The 14,786-nt window shown below is 69.9% G+C and carries 13 protein-coding genes; 7 read left to right on the forward strand and 6 right to left on the reverse strand.

Annotated features, from left to right (window positions below; genetic code table 11):
- Positions 1-130: 130 nt before the first annotated feature.
- The 4 genes from ACIBHX_RS31550 to ACIBHX_RS31565 form a co-directional block, all read right to left on the reverse strand.
- Complete coding sequence (locus ACIBHX_RS31550) at positions 131-2,227, reverse strand: (Fe-S)-binding protein (RefSeq protein WP_397070977.1); 2,097 nt, start codon at positions 2,225-2,227, stop codon at positions 131-133.
- Positions 2,228-2,386: 159 nt separating this feature from the next.
- The gene (locus ACIBHX_RS31555) at positions 2,387-2,968 is read right to left on the reverse strand and encodes a TetR family transcriptional regulator (RefSeq protein WP_397070978.1); all 582 of its coding nucleotides are present in this window, start codon (positions 2,966-2,968) and stop codon (positions 2,387-2,389) included.
- Positions 2,965-3,726 (reverse strand): class I SAM-dependent methyltransferase, encoded by a 762-nt coding sequence (locus tag ACIBHX_RS31560; protein ID WP_397070979.1) that lies wholly within the window; start codon positions 3,724-3,726, stop codon positions 2,965-2,967. The genes ACIBHX_RS31555 and ACIBHX_RS31560 overlap by 4 nt, the downstream gene beginning before the upstream one ends.
- Positions 3,723-4,532 carry a sugar phosphate isomerase/epimerase family protein gene (locus ACIBHX_RS31565; protein ID WP_397070980.1) on the reverse strand — a complete coding sequence of 270 codons (810 nt, stop codon included), beginning with the start codon at positions 4,530-4,532 and terminating at the stop codon, positions 3,723-3,725. The genes ACIBHX_RS31560 and ACIBHX_RS31565 overlap by 4 nt, the downstream gene beginning before the upstream one ends.
- Before the next feature lie 57 nt (positions 4,533-4,589).
- On the opposite strand from ACIBHX_RS31565, the gene ACIBHX_RS31570 reads away from it, so the two are divergent.
- From ACIBHX_RS31570 to disA, 6 genes are all read left to right on the forward strand, one after another.
- Positions 4,590-5,276, forward strand: a complete 687-nt coding sequence (locus ACIBHX_RS31570) for a class I SAM-dependent methyltransferase (RefSeq protein ID WP_397070981.1) — start codon at positions 4,590-4,592, stop codon at positions 5,274-5,276.
- Positions 5,277-5,318: 42 nt separating this feature from the next.
- On the forward strand, positions 5,319-5,681 hold the full coding sequence (locus tag ACIBHX_RS31575) for a MerR family transcriptional regulator (protein WP_397070982.1): 363 nt from the start codon (positions 5,319-5,321) through the stop codon (positions 5,679-5,681).
- Entirely contained in the window at positions 5,678-5,983 is a 306-nt protein-coding gene (gene trxA, locus ACIBHX_RS31580; RefSeq protein ID WP_397070983.1) for a thioredoxin, read from the forward strand. The genes ACIBHX_RS31575 and trxA overlap by 4 nt, the downstream gene beginning before the upstream one ends.
- A 73-nt stretch (positions 5,984-6,056) precedes the next feature.
- The gene (locus tag ACIBHX_RS31585) at positions 6,057-8,168 is read left to right on the forward strand and encodes a M28 family peptidase (protein WP_397070984.1); all 2,112 of its coding nucleotides are present in this window, start codon (positions 6,057-6,059) and stop codon (positions 8,166-8,168) included.
- 61 nt (positions 8,169-8,229) lie between these two features.
- Positions 8,230-9,633, forward strand: a complete 1,404-nt coding sequence (gene radA / locus ACIBHX_RS31590) for a DNA repair protein RadA (RefSeq protein WP_397070986.1) — start codon at positions 8,230-8,232, stop codon at positions 9,631-9,633.
- Between the two features lie 293 nt (positions 9,634-9,926).
- A complete protein-coding gene (disA, locus tag ACIBHX_RS31595; RefSeq protein WP_397070987.1) occupies positions 9,927-11,012 on the forward strand; it encodes a DNA integrity scanning diadenylate cyclase DisA in 1,086 nt (361 codons plus the stop codon).
- Between the two features lie 311 nt (positions 11,013-11,323).
- On the opposite strand, the gene ACIBHX_RS31600 is transcribed toward disA, so the two are convergent.
- Positions 11,324-12,010 carry a hypothetical protein gene (locus tag ACIBHX_RS31600; RefSeq protein ID WP_397070988.1) on the reverse strand — a complete coding sequence of 229 codons (687 nt, stop codon included), beginning with the start codon at positions 12,008-12,010 and terminating at the stop codon, positions 11,324-11,326.
- A gap of 186 nt (positions 12,011-12,196) precedes the next feature.
- Between ACIBHX_RS31600 and ACIBHX_RS31605 the strand changes: the two genes are divergently transcribed.
- Positions 12,197-12,949, forward strand: a complete 753-nt coding sequence (locus ACIBHX_RS31605) for an A/G-specific adenine glycosylase (RefSeq protein ID WP_397070998.1) — start codon at positions 12,197-12,199, stop codon at positions 12,947-12,949.
- Positions 12,950-13,407: 458 nt separating this feature from the next.
- Here ACIBHX_RS31605 and ACIBHX_RS31610 read toward each other — a convergent pair whose 3' ends face one another.
- Positions 13,408-14,343: a TIM barrel protein gene (locus ACIBHX_RS31610; protein WP_397070989.1), complete on the reverse strand. Its 936-nt coding sequence runs from the start codon at positions 14,341-14,343 to the stop codon at positions 13,408-13,410.
- Positions 14,344-14,786 lie beyond the last annotated feature (443 nt).

Genomic DNA, 14,786 nt, shown 5'->3' on the forward strand with positions numbered 1-14,786 from the left:
CGAATGAAGCCATGCGACGTTGAGGTTACCGTGATTTTCCCGTTATGTGGATGGCAGATTTCTTGCACTTGACCCCTCTGACGTGCGGAACTCCTCCACAACGGCTGTGGAGGAGTCCGACTTTCAGTGGTCAGGAAGGGGTTTTGACCGATTTGATCAAGAGCTGCGCCACGTCCACGACCTCCAGCGACTCCTTGGCCTCGCCGTTGTTCTTCTTCTCGTTGATGGCGTCGCCGAGCATCACCATGCAGAAGGGGCAGGCGGTGGAAACCGTGTCAGGATTGGTTGTCAGAGCCTCGTCGACGCGCTCGGTGTTGATGCGCTTGCCGATGCGCTCCTCCATCCACATGCGCGCGCCGCCGGCGCCGCAGCAGAAGCCGCGGTCCTTGTGCCGGTGCATCTCCTGGGTCTGGACTCCCGGGACCTTGGACATGATGTCGCGGGGCTGGGAGTAGACCTTGTTGTGGCGGCCGAGGAAGCACGGGTCGTGGTAGGTGATCTTCTCCTCGATCGGCGTGATCGGGGTGAGCTTGCCCTCGTCGACCAGCTTGGCCAGCAGCTGCGTGTGGTGCACGACCTCGTAGGTGCCGCCGAGCTGCGGGTACTCGTTGGCCAGGGTGTTGAAGCAGTGCGGGCAGGTGGCCACGATCTTCTTGACGCCCGCCTCGTTGAGCGTCTCGATGTTCTGCTGGGCCAGCATGTTGAACAGGTACTCCATGCCCAGGCGGCGGGCCGGGTCACCCGTACAGGCCTCCATCGGGCCGAGCACCGCGAACTTGACGCCCGCGATGTGCAGCAGCTCGGCGACGGCCTTGGTGGTCTTCTTGGCCCGGTCCTCCAGAGCGCCGGCGCAGCCGACCCAGAACAGGTACTCGGTGTCCTCGGGCATCTTGTCGTCGATGAGGGCGACTTCGAAGTCGAGCTCCTCGATCCAGTCGGCCCGCTTCATCTCGGACATGCCCCACGGGTTGCCCTTGTTCTCCAGGTTCTTCACCATCACTCCCGCCTCGGACGGGAACGACGACTCCACCATCACCTGGTAGCGGCGCATGTCGAGGATGTGATCGATGTGCTCGATGTCGACCGGGCACTGCTCGACGCAGGCGCCGCAGTTGGTGCACGACCAGAGCACGTCGGGGTGGATGACGCCCTCCTCGCCGACCAGCGGCTTGTCCAGCAGCGCCAGCACGTCCTCGTGCAGGTCCTCGCGGGCGGCCGACAGGTACGGCGCGATCTGGAAGGCGTGGTCGCGCTGGTCGATGATGAGCATCTTGGGCGACAGCGGCTTGTCGGTGTTCCAGGCCGGGCACTGCGACTGGCAGCGGCCGCACTCGGTGCAGGAGTAGAAGTCGAGGAAGCCCTTCCAGGTGGTGTCGGCCACCTTGCCGCGGCCCAGCCGCTCCGGGTCCAGGTCCTCGTCCTCGAAGTCGACCGGCTTGCCGTCGATCCGCAGCTCGGGGGCGCCGCCCAGGCCGTCGGGGCGGCGGGAGAAGAGCACGTTCAGCGGCGCGGTGAAGATGTGCAGGTGCTTGGAGTGCACCACGATGACCAGGAACACCAGCATGAAGCCGATGTGCAGCAGCAGCGCGACGCCCTCGAGCACCTCACTGGCAGGCAGGATCTTCCCCAGCGCGAGCGAGACGAAGGCGCCGCTGGAGTAGGGGAAGTGGCCGTTGGCCGCCGCGACGCCGCGCGCCAGGAACAGCGTCCAGATGATGTTGAAGATCATGAACAGGACGAGCCAGGCGCCGCCCAGGTGGGAGCCCTCGAAGCGGGACTTGCGGCCGAGCGTCTTGGGCGAGTTCTTGAGGCGGATCGCGGCGAACACCAGCAGGCCGGCCAGACAGGCGACCGCGATGAAGTCCTGCAGGAACCCCAGCACCGCCCACGTCCCGATGAGCGGGATGTGGAAGTCGGGGGTCCCGGTGATGGCGCCCTGGATGACGGCGCCGTAGGCCTCGATGTAGACGGTCAGCAGGATGAAGAACGCCCACATCACGAAGAAGTGCGCGGTGCCCGACGGCGTCCACTTCAGCAGCTTCTTCTGGCCGAACACCTCGACGAGCTGCGTCTTGATCTCACCGCCGACGTGGGTCCTGGCGTACTCGATGCGCTCGGGTGCGGGTGGGCCCATGGTGGCGAGCTTGTACAGGAACAGGGCCCGTCGCCCGGCGACGGCCACCGCCAGGACGGTCATGACGAGCCCGATGATGGCTACCCAGAGCACGGGGTCCTCCCACAGACGACGTTGGCTGCCAGCGTACGGTCACCGGCTACGCACGCCTACGACCAGTATCCTACCGATGAGTAACTTACCGGCCGACAGGTCCCAGACTACAGAACAATGCTCTATTCCGGTACGGCGGGCCACCCCGGGAGCCGGGTGCTAGACGGTGAAGTAGCGCTGGATCGTCGGAGCCAGCAGCTCCACCAGGTCCTCGACGTCCGCGCTGGCCAGCGGCTCGATCTGGAGGATGTACCGGCCGATGACCAGGCCGAACATCTGCCCGAAGGCCGCCTCCACCCGCAGGTGCGGCACCCCCAGGGTGTCGGCCACGCGGAACAGCAGCGCGCTGGTGAGGAAGCTGCGGAACATGGCCGCGACCTCGTCGTTGGTCATCGCCGACCGCAGCAGCGCGATCATCGGCTGCCGCGTCTCCGGATCGGCGGTCACGGTCAGGATCAGCCGGACGATCCGCTCGCCCACCTGCTCCCGCGGCCCCTCCAGGATCTTCGGGATCACCTCGTCGGGGTTCATCGGAAGCCGCATGGCCTCGGCGAACATGCCCTCCTTGGTGTCGAAGTAGTGGTGCACCAGGGCCGGGTCGACCTTCGCCTCCTTGGCGATGCCGCGCACCGTGGCCTTGTCGAACCCCTTCTCCGCGAACACCCGCTTGGCGGCCTCCAGGATCTCCCCGCGCGTGTCCGCGGTGCCGGGCCGGCGGCCCGGGCGTCGCTTCACCGTCACCGGCCCACCGCCAGATACGTGCGCATCGGCACGGCCAGCAGCCCTTCGGGGAAGACCTCGGCCAGCTCCGCGCGCCTGCGCCCGACCAGCTCGTCGGCGGTCTCGCGCGGCAGCACCGCCATGTAGGAGTGCGAGCGCAGGTCCAGCAGGAAGTCCTCGATGTCGATCATCCTGGTCCACGGCACCCAGCGCTCCTCGACCAGGTCGAAGGTGGTCGCCATGGGCGGCACCGTCCACTCCTCCCGCGCCTGGCCCCAGTAGCCGGGGCACTCGCCGGCCAGGCGGCCCTCGTGCTCGGCCAGCCAGCCCGGCCTGCGCGCGTCGGTGAAGTTCCAGCAACCCGCGATGGTCCCGCCGGGGCGCAGCACCCTGCGCGCCTCCGCGATCGAGGCCACCGGGTCGAGCCAGTGCCAGGACTGCCCGTAGATCACCAGGTCGGCCACGGCGTCGCGCAGCGGCAGGGCGTTGCCGTCGGCCCGCAGGGCGGCAGCCGTACGCTCCGAGCGCTCCGAATCCGCCCGTGACAGCAGGCGGGTCAGCATTTCCGCGCCCGGGTCGATCGCGACCACCTGCGCGCCGCGGGACTGCAGGCCGCGCGTCAGGATGCCGGTGCCGGCACCGACGTCCACGACGCGGGCGTCGGCGAGCGTGACACCGGATATTTCCGACAGGGCGTCATACATCCCGTCCGGATACCGCGGGCGGGCCGCGTCGTAGGCGTCGGCCACGTTGTCGAAGGCGCGTGCGAGCTCCGTCATGCCGACGCCGCCAGGTAGAGACGGGCGAAGGCGAGCGCCTCGGCCAGGTCGTCGATCCGCTCGCTGCGGCTGGCCGCCTTGCGCGTGTTGATCTCCAGCACGACCAGCCCGGAGTAGCCGTTGCCCGCCAGGCGCTCCAGCATCGGCGCGCACGGCTGGTTGCCCCGGCCGGGCACCAGGTGCTCGTCCTTGTTCGACACCCCGAGCCCGTCGGCCAGGTGCAGGTGGGCCAGCCGGTCGCCGAGCTTGGTGGCCATCTCCATCGCGTCGGAGCCCGACACCGCCGTGTGCGACAGGTCCAGCGTCACGTGCGGGAAGTCGTAGTCGGTCGGGTTCCAGTCGGGAGAGTAGGGAACGACGTCGTTGGCGCGCGCCTTGAGGGGGAACATGTTCTCCACCGCGAAGGTCACATCGGTCTCGTCCTGCATCCTGGCCAGCCCGGTCTCGAAGTCGCGCGCGTAGTCGCGCTGCCAGCGGAAGGGCGGGTGCACCACCACGGTCGAGGCGCCGAGCCGCTCGGCCGCCTTCTGCGCCTTGACCAGCTTGGCCCACGGATCGCGGCCCCACACCCGCTGCGTGACGAGCAGGCACGGCGCGTGGATGGCCAGCACGGGCAGCTCGTAGTGCTCGGACAGGCGCTCGATCACCTCGATGTCCTGGCTCACGGGATCGGCACCGACCATGATCTCGACGCCGTCGTATCCCAGGCGCGCGGCGAGCTCGAACGCATCGGGAGTGCGTTCCGGATATACCGAAGCGGTGGACAATGCGATCTTCGCATTGGGCACGCGGATGACGTCAGCCACGTTGCCAGCCTAAGCCGGTAACCCGCATCCGTGGCGCTACCCCTACGGTTGGGGACTGTGAGAGGCGTCATTCCGAGTCCGAACATCTGGAACGCGCCGCAGACCTACGAGCTGGAGAACCGCGCCGTCGATCCCGACCGGGTGGCCGACTCCGCGATGCGGGAGCTGCGGGCTTGGCAGGGCGCGACCGTCCTGGACGTCGGCTGCGGCACCGGCTACCACCTGCCTTCGCTGGCGGCCGAGGCCGCGCAGGTCATCGGGGTGGAGCCGCATCGGGACCTGGTCACGCTGGCCCGGCGGCGCTGCGCTTCCCTGGAAAACGTCCGGATATTTCACGCTACGGCGCAGGACATGCCGCTGCCGGATTCCTCCGTTGACGTGGCGATCGCCCGCTGGGCCTACTTCTTCGGCCCCGGCTGCGAGCCGGGCCTGCGCGAACTGTCGAGAGTGGTACGGCGGGGCGGCGCGGCCTTCGTGATCGACCTGGACGCCACCAGGGGCGAGTTCGGCACCTGGTTCCAGCGGACCGTGCCCACCTACTCGCCGGCCAAGGTCGAGGCCTTCTGGTCCCAGCAGGGCTGGCAGCGCCGCGAGCTGGACCTGCGCATGGCCTTCGAACGCCGCCAGGACCTGGAGGCCGTGCTGCGCATCGAGTTCGCCCCCGAGGTGGCCGAGCAGGCCATCGCCCAGGTCCGCGGCCTGGAGCTGGCCTATCCCAACGTGCTGCGCTGGCGTTTCTTCTGACGGCTTGACCTTGACGCCGGTGTCAACGTTTACGGTAGATGCATGCGCATAGGAGAGCTGGCCGAGCGGACCGGGGCGAGCACCCGCTCCCTCCGGTACTACGAGCAGCACGGCCTGCTGTCAGCCGCACGCGGCTCCAACGGCTACCGGGAGTACGACGAGGACGACATCAAGCTCGTCTCGGAGATCCGCGCGCTGCTCTCCTTCGGCTTCACGCTCGAGGACACGCGCCCGTTCGTGGACTGCCTGCGCGCCGGCCACGCCTCGGGCGGCTCGTGCCGCGAATCCGTCGATGTCTACCGGCGCAAGCTGGCCGAGATCGATGCGGAGATCGGCGTGCTACTGGCCCGCCGCGCCGAGGTGGCCGCCCAGTTGGCCGCACCCTGCATGAGGAGACGGAAATGATCAAGCTGACCACCGACAACTTCGAGGAGCAGGTGCTCAAGAGCGACAAGCCGGTGCTGGTCGACTTCTGGGCGGAATGGTGCGGCCCGTGCCGGATGGTGGCGCCGATCCTGGAGGAGATCGAGTCCGACCACGGCCTGGCCATCGGCAAGCTCAACACCGACGAGAACCCCGCGATCATGGCCCGTTACGGCGTGATGAGCATCCCCACCTTGATCCTCTTCGAGAACGGCGAGCCGGTCAGGCAGATCGTCGGCGCCAAGCCCAAGCGCATGCTCGTCAACGAGCTGGGCCTGGCGTAGTCACTTCGATGTAGGCCGAAGCTCGTTCCCTGGAGCCAGGAGAGGCCGATCTTCGCACCCTAGCGTCGAGGGCATGACCAGGAACGCGCTGTTCGGCCTGCTCGCCCTCGCCGCCGTCGTGGCCGTCACGGTGTGGGCCCAGCTCCCGGGCACCCGGGCGGCCACGGCCTTCGACGGCTCCCGGGCCTTCGACGACATCAGGGCGATCGCCCGCGCCCCGCACCCCGTCGGCACGCCCGAACACGACCGGGTACGCGAACACCTGGCCGCCGAGCTGCGCGGCCTCGGCCTCGACATACGCGTCCAGGAGGGCGTCGGGGTGCTGCCGCTGGACTTCGACGGCATCACCCCGATGGGCCGGGTCCGCAACCTCGTCGCCGAGCGCCGCGGAACCGCGCCCACCGGGCGGCTGGTCATCGCCGCGCACTACGACTCCGTGCCGGGTGCTCCCGGCGCCTCCGACGACGGCGCCGGGGTGGCCACGATCCTGGAGGTCGCCAGGAACCTGCCCAGGTCGGTCCGCAACGACGTGACGTTCCTGGTGACCGACGGCGAGGAGCCGGGCCTGCTCGGCGCCGGCGCGGTGCCTGCCGACGGGCGGACCGTGGTGCTCAACAACGAGGCCCGCGGCAGCCGCGGCACCGTGATGATGTTCCGCACCTCCAAGGGCTCGGGACCGCTGATCGACCTGTACGGTTCGGCCGCGCCGCATCCCCAGGCGGACTCCGGGTTCGCGGCTCTGCTCGCCGTACTGCCGAACAACACCGACTTCTACGTCTTCGAGAAGAACGGGTGGCTGGGGTTCGACTCGGCCTACACCGGCGGCGGGGCGCACTACCACACGCCGCTGGACGATCCCGCGCACCTGTCGCGGGCCAGCCTGCAGCAGATGGGCGACAACACGCTGGCCGTCGCGCGGGTGCTGGCCGAGGCCGACCTGGGACGCATGCGGGGCGGCGAGTCCGTCTACTTCACGATTCCGTGGCTGCTGGTGCGGTATCCGGCCGGGCTTGAGCTGCCGATCGCGCTCGGCGCGCTGGTGGCGGCCGGGGTGCTGGTGGTGGTGCTGCGGCGGCGGCAGCTGATCCGGCTGCCCAGGACCGCGGCGGCCGTCGGGCTCGGACTGATCCCGGTGCTGATGGCCGGGGTGGTGGGGTACCTGTTCTGGCCGTTGCTCGGGGTGCTGCGGCCGGAGTACGCGGACATGCTCACCGGGGATCCCTACCGGCCGTGGCTGTACCAGGGGGCGCTGGTGACGCTCGTCGTCGCCCTGACTTCTGCGTGGTGGGCGCTGGCGCGCAGATTGACGGGCGAGCGGGAACTGGCCGCGGGGGGCGTGGTGCTGGTGGCTCTGCTCGGGGTGGCCCTCGCGGTGTTACTGCCCGGCGGGTCGCACACGCTGGTGTGGGCGGCGCTGTTCGCTTCCTTTGGTGGGCTCGCGGCGGTTTTCGTGCGGTGGGAGGTCACCGCGCTCACCCTGGGGCTCGTGCCGGCGGCAGTCCTGCTCGGGGGCGGGCTGGTGCTGGGGTTCGACATCGGGTTGAAGCTCGGCGGGGTGCAGGCCGGGCTGTACCTGGCTCTGCTGTCGCTGCTCCTGCTGCCTCTGCTCCAGCGTGTGCGCGTGCTTGCCGTGGCATCCGTCGCGGCCGTGCTGCTCCTGGTGGCGGGGCTGGTCGTGGACCGCTTCGACGCGGCCCATCCCCGGCAGGCTCATCTGGCCTACGCGATGGACACGGGGTCGGGTACCGCCGTCTGGGGTGAGCCAGGTTCCGGCTCCGCCTCCGCCGACAGTGTGCGGTACTTCGGTGACTCCGGGTACGGCACGCGGCCCGCGCCCGTGGCACGGCTGGCGGATCCCCGGCTGACCGTGGTGAGGTCGGGGCCCGGGCGGCGGGTCGTGGTGCGGCTCACGCCTTCCGGGGACGTGCCCGTGGTCGGGCTCAGCCTGGGGCAGGCCGTACCCATCAGCGTGGACGGGAAGGCGCTGGGGAAGCGGAAGGGGTTCGCCTATCACGCTCCGCCCTCCGGTGGGGTGGAGGTGACGCTGGACCTGCCTGACGGGCCTACGGCGGTGCGGGCCTTTCAGCAGGTGTACGACCTGACGGTGGTGCCCGGGTTCCGGCCCGCTCCCGACACGGCCTACCTGCGGCCGTCGGTCACCGCCTTCCGGGTGCACCCGCTGTGACGACGCCCGCCGTACCTCGTGATCGCGTGGACTGTCGGCGGCGACCGCTAGCCTGCTCGGCATGGCCAAGACGACGACCGCGGGATACCGCTGCACCGAGTGCGGGTGGCGCACGCTCAAGTGGGTGGGGCGGTGCGGCGACTGCCAGGCGTGGGGCACGGTCGACGAGGAGGGCGCGCGGCAGGGCGTGCGCGTGGTGCAGGCGGGCGCGACCACCGCGCCCGCCGTGCCGATCGGCCAGGTCAAGGCCGAGGTGGCGATCGCGCGCACGACCGGCGTGGGCGAGCTCGACCGGGTGCTGGGCGGCGGCCTGGTGCCCGGCGCGGTGATCCTGCTGGCCGGTGAGCCCGGCATCGGCAAGTCCACGCTGCTGCTCGAGGCCGCGGCCCGCATCGCCGAGCGCGACACCGTCCTCTACGTCACCGGCGAGGAGTCGGCCGCCCAGGTCCGGCTGCGGGCCGACCGCATCGGCGCCATCCGCGACGGGCTGTTCCTGGCCGCGGAGACCGAGCTGTCCGCGCTGGTCGCCCACGTGGAGAAGGTCCAGCCCAGGCTGCTCGTGGTCGACTCGGTGCAGACCATCGGCTCGGCGCAGGCCACCGGCGTGCCCGGCGGGGTGACCCAGGTGCGCGAGGTGGCGGCCAACCTGGTGCGCGTCGCCAAGGAGCGCGACATGGCCACCGTGCTGGTGGGACACGTCACCAAGGAGGGCTCGATCGCCGGGCCGCGCACGCTGGAGCACCTGGTCGACGTCGTGCTCAGCTTCGAGGGCGACCGCCACTCGCGGCTGCGCATGGTGCGCGCGGTCAAGAACCGGTTCGGCCCCACCGACGAGGTCGGCTGCTTCGACCTGCATGAGCGCGGCATCGAGGGCATCGCCGACCCCAGCGGCCTGTTCGTCTCCCGGCGCAGCAGCCCGGTCCCCGGCACCTGCGTGACCGTCACCATGGAGGGCACCCGCCCGCTGCCCGCCGAGGTACAGGCCCTGGTCGCGCGCACCGAAGCGCAGCAACCCCGGCGCACCTCCTCCGGCCTCGACACCTACCGGGTGCAGATGATCCTTGCCGTCCTGGAGCGGCGGCTGAACGCCAGGCTCGGCGGCTGCGACGTCTTCACCGCCACCGTCGGCGGGCTCAAACTCGCCGACCCCGCCATCGACCTGTCCGTGATGCTGGCCGTAGCCAGCGCGGCCGGCGACAAGCCCCTGCCCGCCGGCCTGGTCGCGCTCGGCGAGGTCGGCCTGGCAGGCGAGCTCCGCCCGGTCAAGGACGTCCGCAGGCGCCTCACCGAAGCCGCCAGAATGGGCTTCACCCGGGCCCTGGTCCCAGCCGGATCCCTCGAAGAAGGCACCCGCAAACAGGGCGGCCAACGCTCCCTCGTCCCCGTCGGCCCGATCAAGTTCACCCCCGGCTTCGAGGTCGTCCAAGCGGAAAACGTCTGGGACGCCCTCACCCACGTCACCTAATGTGCTGCGCGGTCAGGACCAGGCGCACACGCGTGGCAATGTCCACCCTCGGCCTCACGCCCAGTGCATCTTCATCGCGATGTACGAAACGCTCATCAACCGCCCGCGGAGGTCTCGCGCTGGGCATCGTGTCAGTGCGAGTGGCAGCCGTTTCCCATGGCGGGTGATCTACAACGGCTGGCATCGCGGTTGGTCCCAGGAGTATCAGCGGTCACGACAATCCACCTAGAACTTTGACCTGGTTCGGCAATAGCACGGCTAAGCTGGGCTTGACTATTCGACACGGGGGTCAGGTGCCAGACGACAGGAGTCTCGACGAACGCCGTCGCGAAGCCCTGGCCGCGGTTGCTCCGGGCACGCCGCTGCGTGACGGCCTGGAGCGCATCCTGCGAGGGCAGACCGGCGGCCTGATCGTGCTCGGCTACAACGGCGTGGTCGAAGAGCTGTGCAGCGGCGGCTTCGAACTGGACGTGGACTTCTCCGCGACCCGGCTCCGCGAGCTGGCCAAGATGGACGGCGCGATCGTGCTGACGAACGACGACTACAAGATCGTGCGCGCGGCGGTGCATCTCGTGCCCGACCCCTCCATCCCGACCGACGAGTCCGGCACCCGCCACCGCACCGCCCAGCGGGTCGCCCGCCAGACCGGCCTGCCGATCATCGCGATCTCCAAGTCGATGCGGATCATCGCGCTCTACCTCGACGGCATCCGCTATGTCCTGGAGGAGTCCGCGGCGATCCTGTCCAAGGCCAACCAGGCCCTGGCCACGCTCGAACGCTACAAGCACCGCCTCGACGAGGTCTCCGGCACGCTGTCGGCCCTCGAGATCGAAGACCTGGTCACCGTGCGCGACGTCGCCGCCGTGGCGCAGCGCCTGGAGATGGTCAGGCGCATCTCCGACGAGATCAAGGGCTACGTGGTCGAGCTCGGCACCGACGGCCGCCTGCTGTCGCTGCAGCTCGACGAGCTGGTCGCCGGGGTCGACTCCGAGCGCGAACTGGTCGTGCGCGACTACCTGCCCGTCCCCTCGGGCCGCCGCCAGCGCCGGCTCGCCGACGCGCTCCACGACCTCGACAGGCTGTCGTCCACCGAGCTGCTCGACCTCAGCACGGTCTCCCACGTCCTGGGCCACAGCGGCACGGAGACGCTCGACAGCCCGGTCAGCCCGCGCGGCTTCCGCCTGCTGGCCAAGGTCCCCCGGCTGCCGCAGACGGTCGTGGACCGTCTCGTCGACCACTTCGGCGGACTCCAGAAACTGCTGGCGGCCAGCATCGACGACCTCCAGGCCGTGGGCGGCGTCGGCGAATCCCGCGCCCGCAGCGTCCGCGAAGGCCTGTCCCGCCTCGCCGAAAGCAGCATCCTCGAACGCTACGTATAGCCCTCTTGGTCGCCCCTCTTCTTTCCAGAGACCCCTCGCCGCCCGCGACCGTCACCTCTCCTAAGGCTTCCTGCCGCCACCCGCGACCGTCGCCTCCCCAAAGGATTCCTGCCACCTCCCGCCGCCCGCGACCTTGGCCTCCCTTTCCTGTACGGCAAGCCGCCCCACCGCCACCCGCCGCACGGGGCCGGCCTCTGTCCAGGGAGACGCCAGGCCAGCAGGACGTGGCCGGCCGCCGCTACGACGCCGCGCAGACGTGACTACGCGGGCCGAGCCGGTATCGCAGGAGGGCGTTGCGGTCGTTCGTCCTCTCAGCGGAGGTGGAAGACCCCCATGGGGGTCTTGAGCTTGCCCATGTGGACGACTGACACGTAGGTGCCTGGGAGGGCGGGGCGTCGGTCGTTGGAGCAGTCGGTGCTCGAGCGGCGTCGATCCCAGTCGACCGACCGGACGTAGGGGATGCCGCGCGGGAGTTCCCTGATGTCCGTGCCTTCGCCGCTGACACAGTCGGAAGTGGACCAGATGCGGTCCTGGCCCGACGTGATGCGCATCTCCAGGGCCCGGGGGCCGACGTCGGCGGTGCACATGACCGAGCCCGTGTTGACCAGGGTGATCATGAAGGTGGGCTTGGCGCCCGGACCGTAGACGTCCTCGCTGCCGTGCATGCTGAGCACCAGGTCGCCGGGTGCGCAGGGCTCGCCGGGGCGCTTGGCCTTGGCCTTGGCGGCTGGAGCGGCATGCGCTTTGGTGGGAGTCGGTGTGGGGGTCGGGCTCGGGGTCGGGGTGGTCATCGCCAGCGTGCGGAGTCCCGCGAGCAACGGATCCGCGGCGGATGCGGTGGGTGACGACTGGGCGCTCGAGGCACGTTGCGGACCACTGGACCCGCTGGAGCACGCCCAGGCCACCACGGCCACCACAATCAGCACCGCGACCAGCACGCTCATGCGACGCCGCCAGTAAACATCGCCACCGTCGCCACGCAGGGTATCCGGGTCCATACGCACAGCATGGTAATCCATTGGCCACGGACGGTGACGACACGCCGTCCTTGGGCATCTCGCAATACGCTGGGGCGCGTGGTTGAGCTACATGCCCCCATTCTGGAGTCGTACGAGACCAACGCCCGAGATCTCCCCTGGCGTCACGCCGACGCCTCGCCATGGGGCGTGCTCGTGAGCGAGATCATGCTCCAGCAGACCCCGGTCGTCCGTGTGCTGCCCATATGGCACGAATGGATGGAACGCTGGCCCACTCCCAAGGCGCTGGCCGCCGAGCAGCCCGGCGAGGCCGTGCGTCACTGGGGCCGCCTGGGCTACCCGCGCCGCGCCCTGCGCCTGCACGCCTGCGCCAAGACCATCACCGAGGAGCACGGCGGTGAGGTTCCCGCTGACCACGCCACGCTGCTCAGGTTGCCGGGCATCGGCGAGTACACCGCCGCCGCGGTCGCCAGCTTCGCGTACGGCGGGCGGCACGCGGTCCTGGACACCAACGTTCGCCGCGTGCTCGCCAGGGTCGTACGGGCCGAGGAGTACCCACCGACGGCCACCTCCGCGACGGAGCGGAAGCTGGCCGAGTCGCTGCTGCCCGCCCTGGGCGCCCCCCGGTGGGGCGTGGCGGTCATGGAGCTGGGCGCCCTGGTCTGTACGGCTCGCGCGCCCCGCTGCGCCGACTGCCCGGTCTCCGCGCAGTGCGCCTGGCGCCTGTCGGGCAAGCCCCCCGGCACACCACCCAAGGGCCAGACCTACGCGGGCACCGACCGCCAATGCCGCGGCCGCCTCCTGGCGGTCCTACGAGACGCCCACGGCCCCGTCCCCAAGGCCGCCCTGGACACCGTCTGGGACGACCCCATCCAACGCGAACGCGCCCTGGACGGCCTCATAACCGACGGCCTAGCCGAAGCCCTCGAAGACGGCACCTACCGCCTCCCCCACGCCTAACAGCCACGTCCACGCCACCCGATCCGCGGCCCACCCGCGCGCCTTCGCGGCCAGCCTCTTCACGCCCAAGTCAGCCCGCCATGCGCCTTCCGCCAACGGACAGCTGCGCATGGCTGCTGCCCGCACGAAAGCCGAGGTGCACGTCTCCCCCTGGCATCTTCGCGGCCGGCCCCTCACGCCTAGGACCTCCGCGGTCCACAGACGGTCAACGACATGTGGCTCGCCGCCGCACGAAAGCCCAGGTGGACGACGCCGGAAACCGGGTAGGCGGTCTACAGCGGAGTCGTAGCGGCGCGCGACCCCGCATCACCGGAGGAGCGTCTCCCTGGACAGAGCCCGGCCGGAGTGCGGCGACTGGCGGGCCCACGGCCTGCCGTAAAAGAGATCAGTCATATGGCCTGCCGTTACGCCCAAAAGAGGTCAGAGGCGTAGTACCCACGGCCAGCGGCTGGGAGAGATCAGGCGGCGAGTTGCAGGCCCAGGCTGGTGAGGTTGGTGCGGGCCCAGTCGAGCTCCTCGGCGAGGAGGGACACCAGCGCCCCGGGGCCCTTGGCGCGGCCGGGGACGGACAGGTTGTGGGTCTCGACCTCGACGTGGGCGGTGCCGTTGACCGCGCCCGACAGCATGGCCGTGAGCGTGTCGTGCAGCACGGCGCCCGTGCTGGGGGTCTCGTGGTTGTGCAGGTGGCCGAGCTTGACCACCGGCGCGCCCGCCGCGGCCAGCCCGCGCAGCGCGGCGCCGGGCTCCTCGGAGGAGCCGCAGGCCAGGTGGCAGGCATCCAGGCAGACCCCGAGGTGCTCGGAGTCGATGCCGCACACCCGCTCGAGCGCCTGCTCGGTGGTCTCCAGCACGCACCCGGGCCACGGCTCGAAGCCGACCCGGATGGTCTTGCCGGTGACGCTGTAGATGCCGCGCAGCTCCCGCGCCAGCCGCTCGAGCCGCTTGGTGGCGATGGTGTGCAGGTCGGAGGGCCAGTCGCGGCGCCACCCGATCGGAATGGTGGAGATGCTCCCGAACCGCACGTCCTCCGGCAGCAGGAACGCCAGGATCCTGGCCAGCGCCATCGTGTACCGGTACCGCTCGGGCTTGGCCCAGTCGGGACCCGGCACCTCGAGGTTGCGCCCGCCGGTGCCGTTCAGGCTCACGACCTCGAGCCCGCGCTCCTCCAGCGAGCGCCGCAGCCGCACCAGCTCGATGCGGTCGGCGACCAGGTGGTCGGCCACGCTCGGGGCGAGCCACAGCCCGATGCCCATCCGCTCGACGCGTAGCCGCTTGCGCACCGGCACCGCGTACCGGGTCAGGTGAGCGATCAGGTTCTCAAGATCCTCCGCGGGGTGAACGCCTGCGTTGTAGGAAAGATGAACGAGCGTTCCATCGTCGTGACGCAGGCGCATCGGTGTCCTCCACGGCTTTCACTGGTGTCGTCCGCCCGAGCATGCCTGCTCCTTGGGGGCGTACGCGTCCGCCCTGAGTTGATTCCTCAGTACTCCCCAGGGAGCAGCCTCAGCCTAGAGACGCGATCTTGCGACTCACTTGGACGAGACTTGGCGAACCTAAGCTCTACGCAGTGTAGTACTACTCGCGGTGGCGGTACACCATCACCCAGAAAATTCCTCTGGTACGGCAAGCAAGCAGAAACCCCCGGATGGTGGCATCCGGGGGTCTCTGGTGGACCGATTAGTTCTTGATCGGTGCCGCGATGGCGGCGGCCGAGTCGGGAACCTTGGTCGCGGTCTCGCCGGTGAAGATGAACTTCGCGGCGTCGCCCTCGCCCTCGATCGTCACCTTGACGACCTGGCCGGGGCGCAGCTCGCCGTACAGGATCTTCTCCGACAGA

This window comes from Nonomuraea sp. NPDC050536 (assembly GCF_044457685.1).
Classification (GTDB): Bacteria; Actinomycetota; Actinomycetes; order Streptosporangiales; family Streptosporangiaceae; genus Nonomuraea.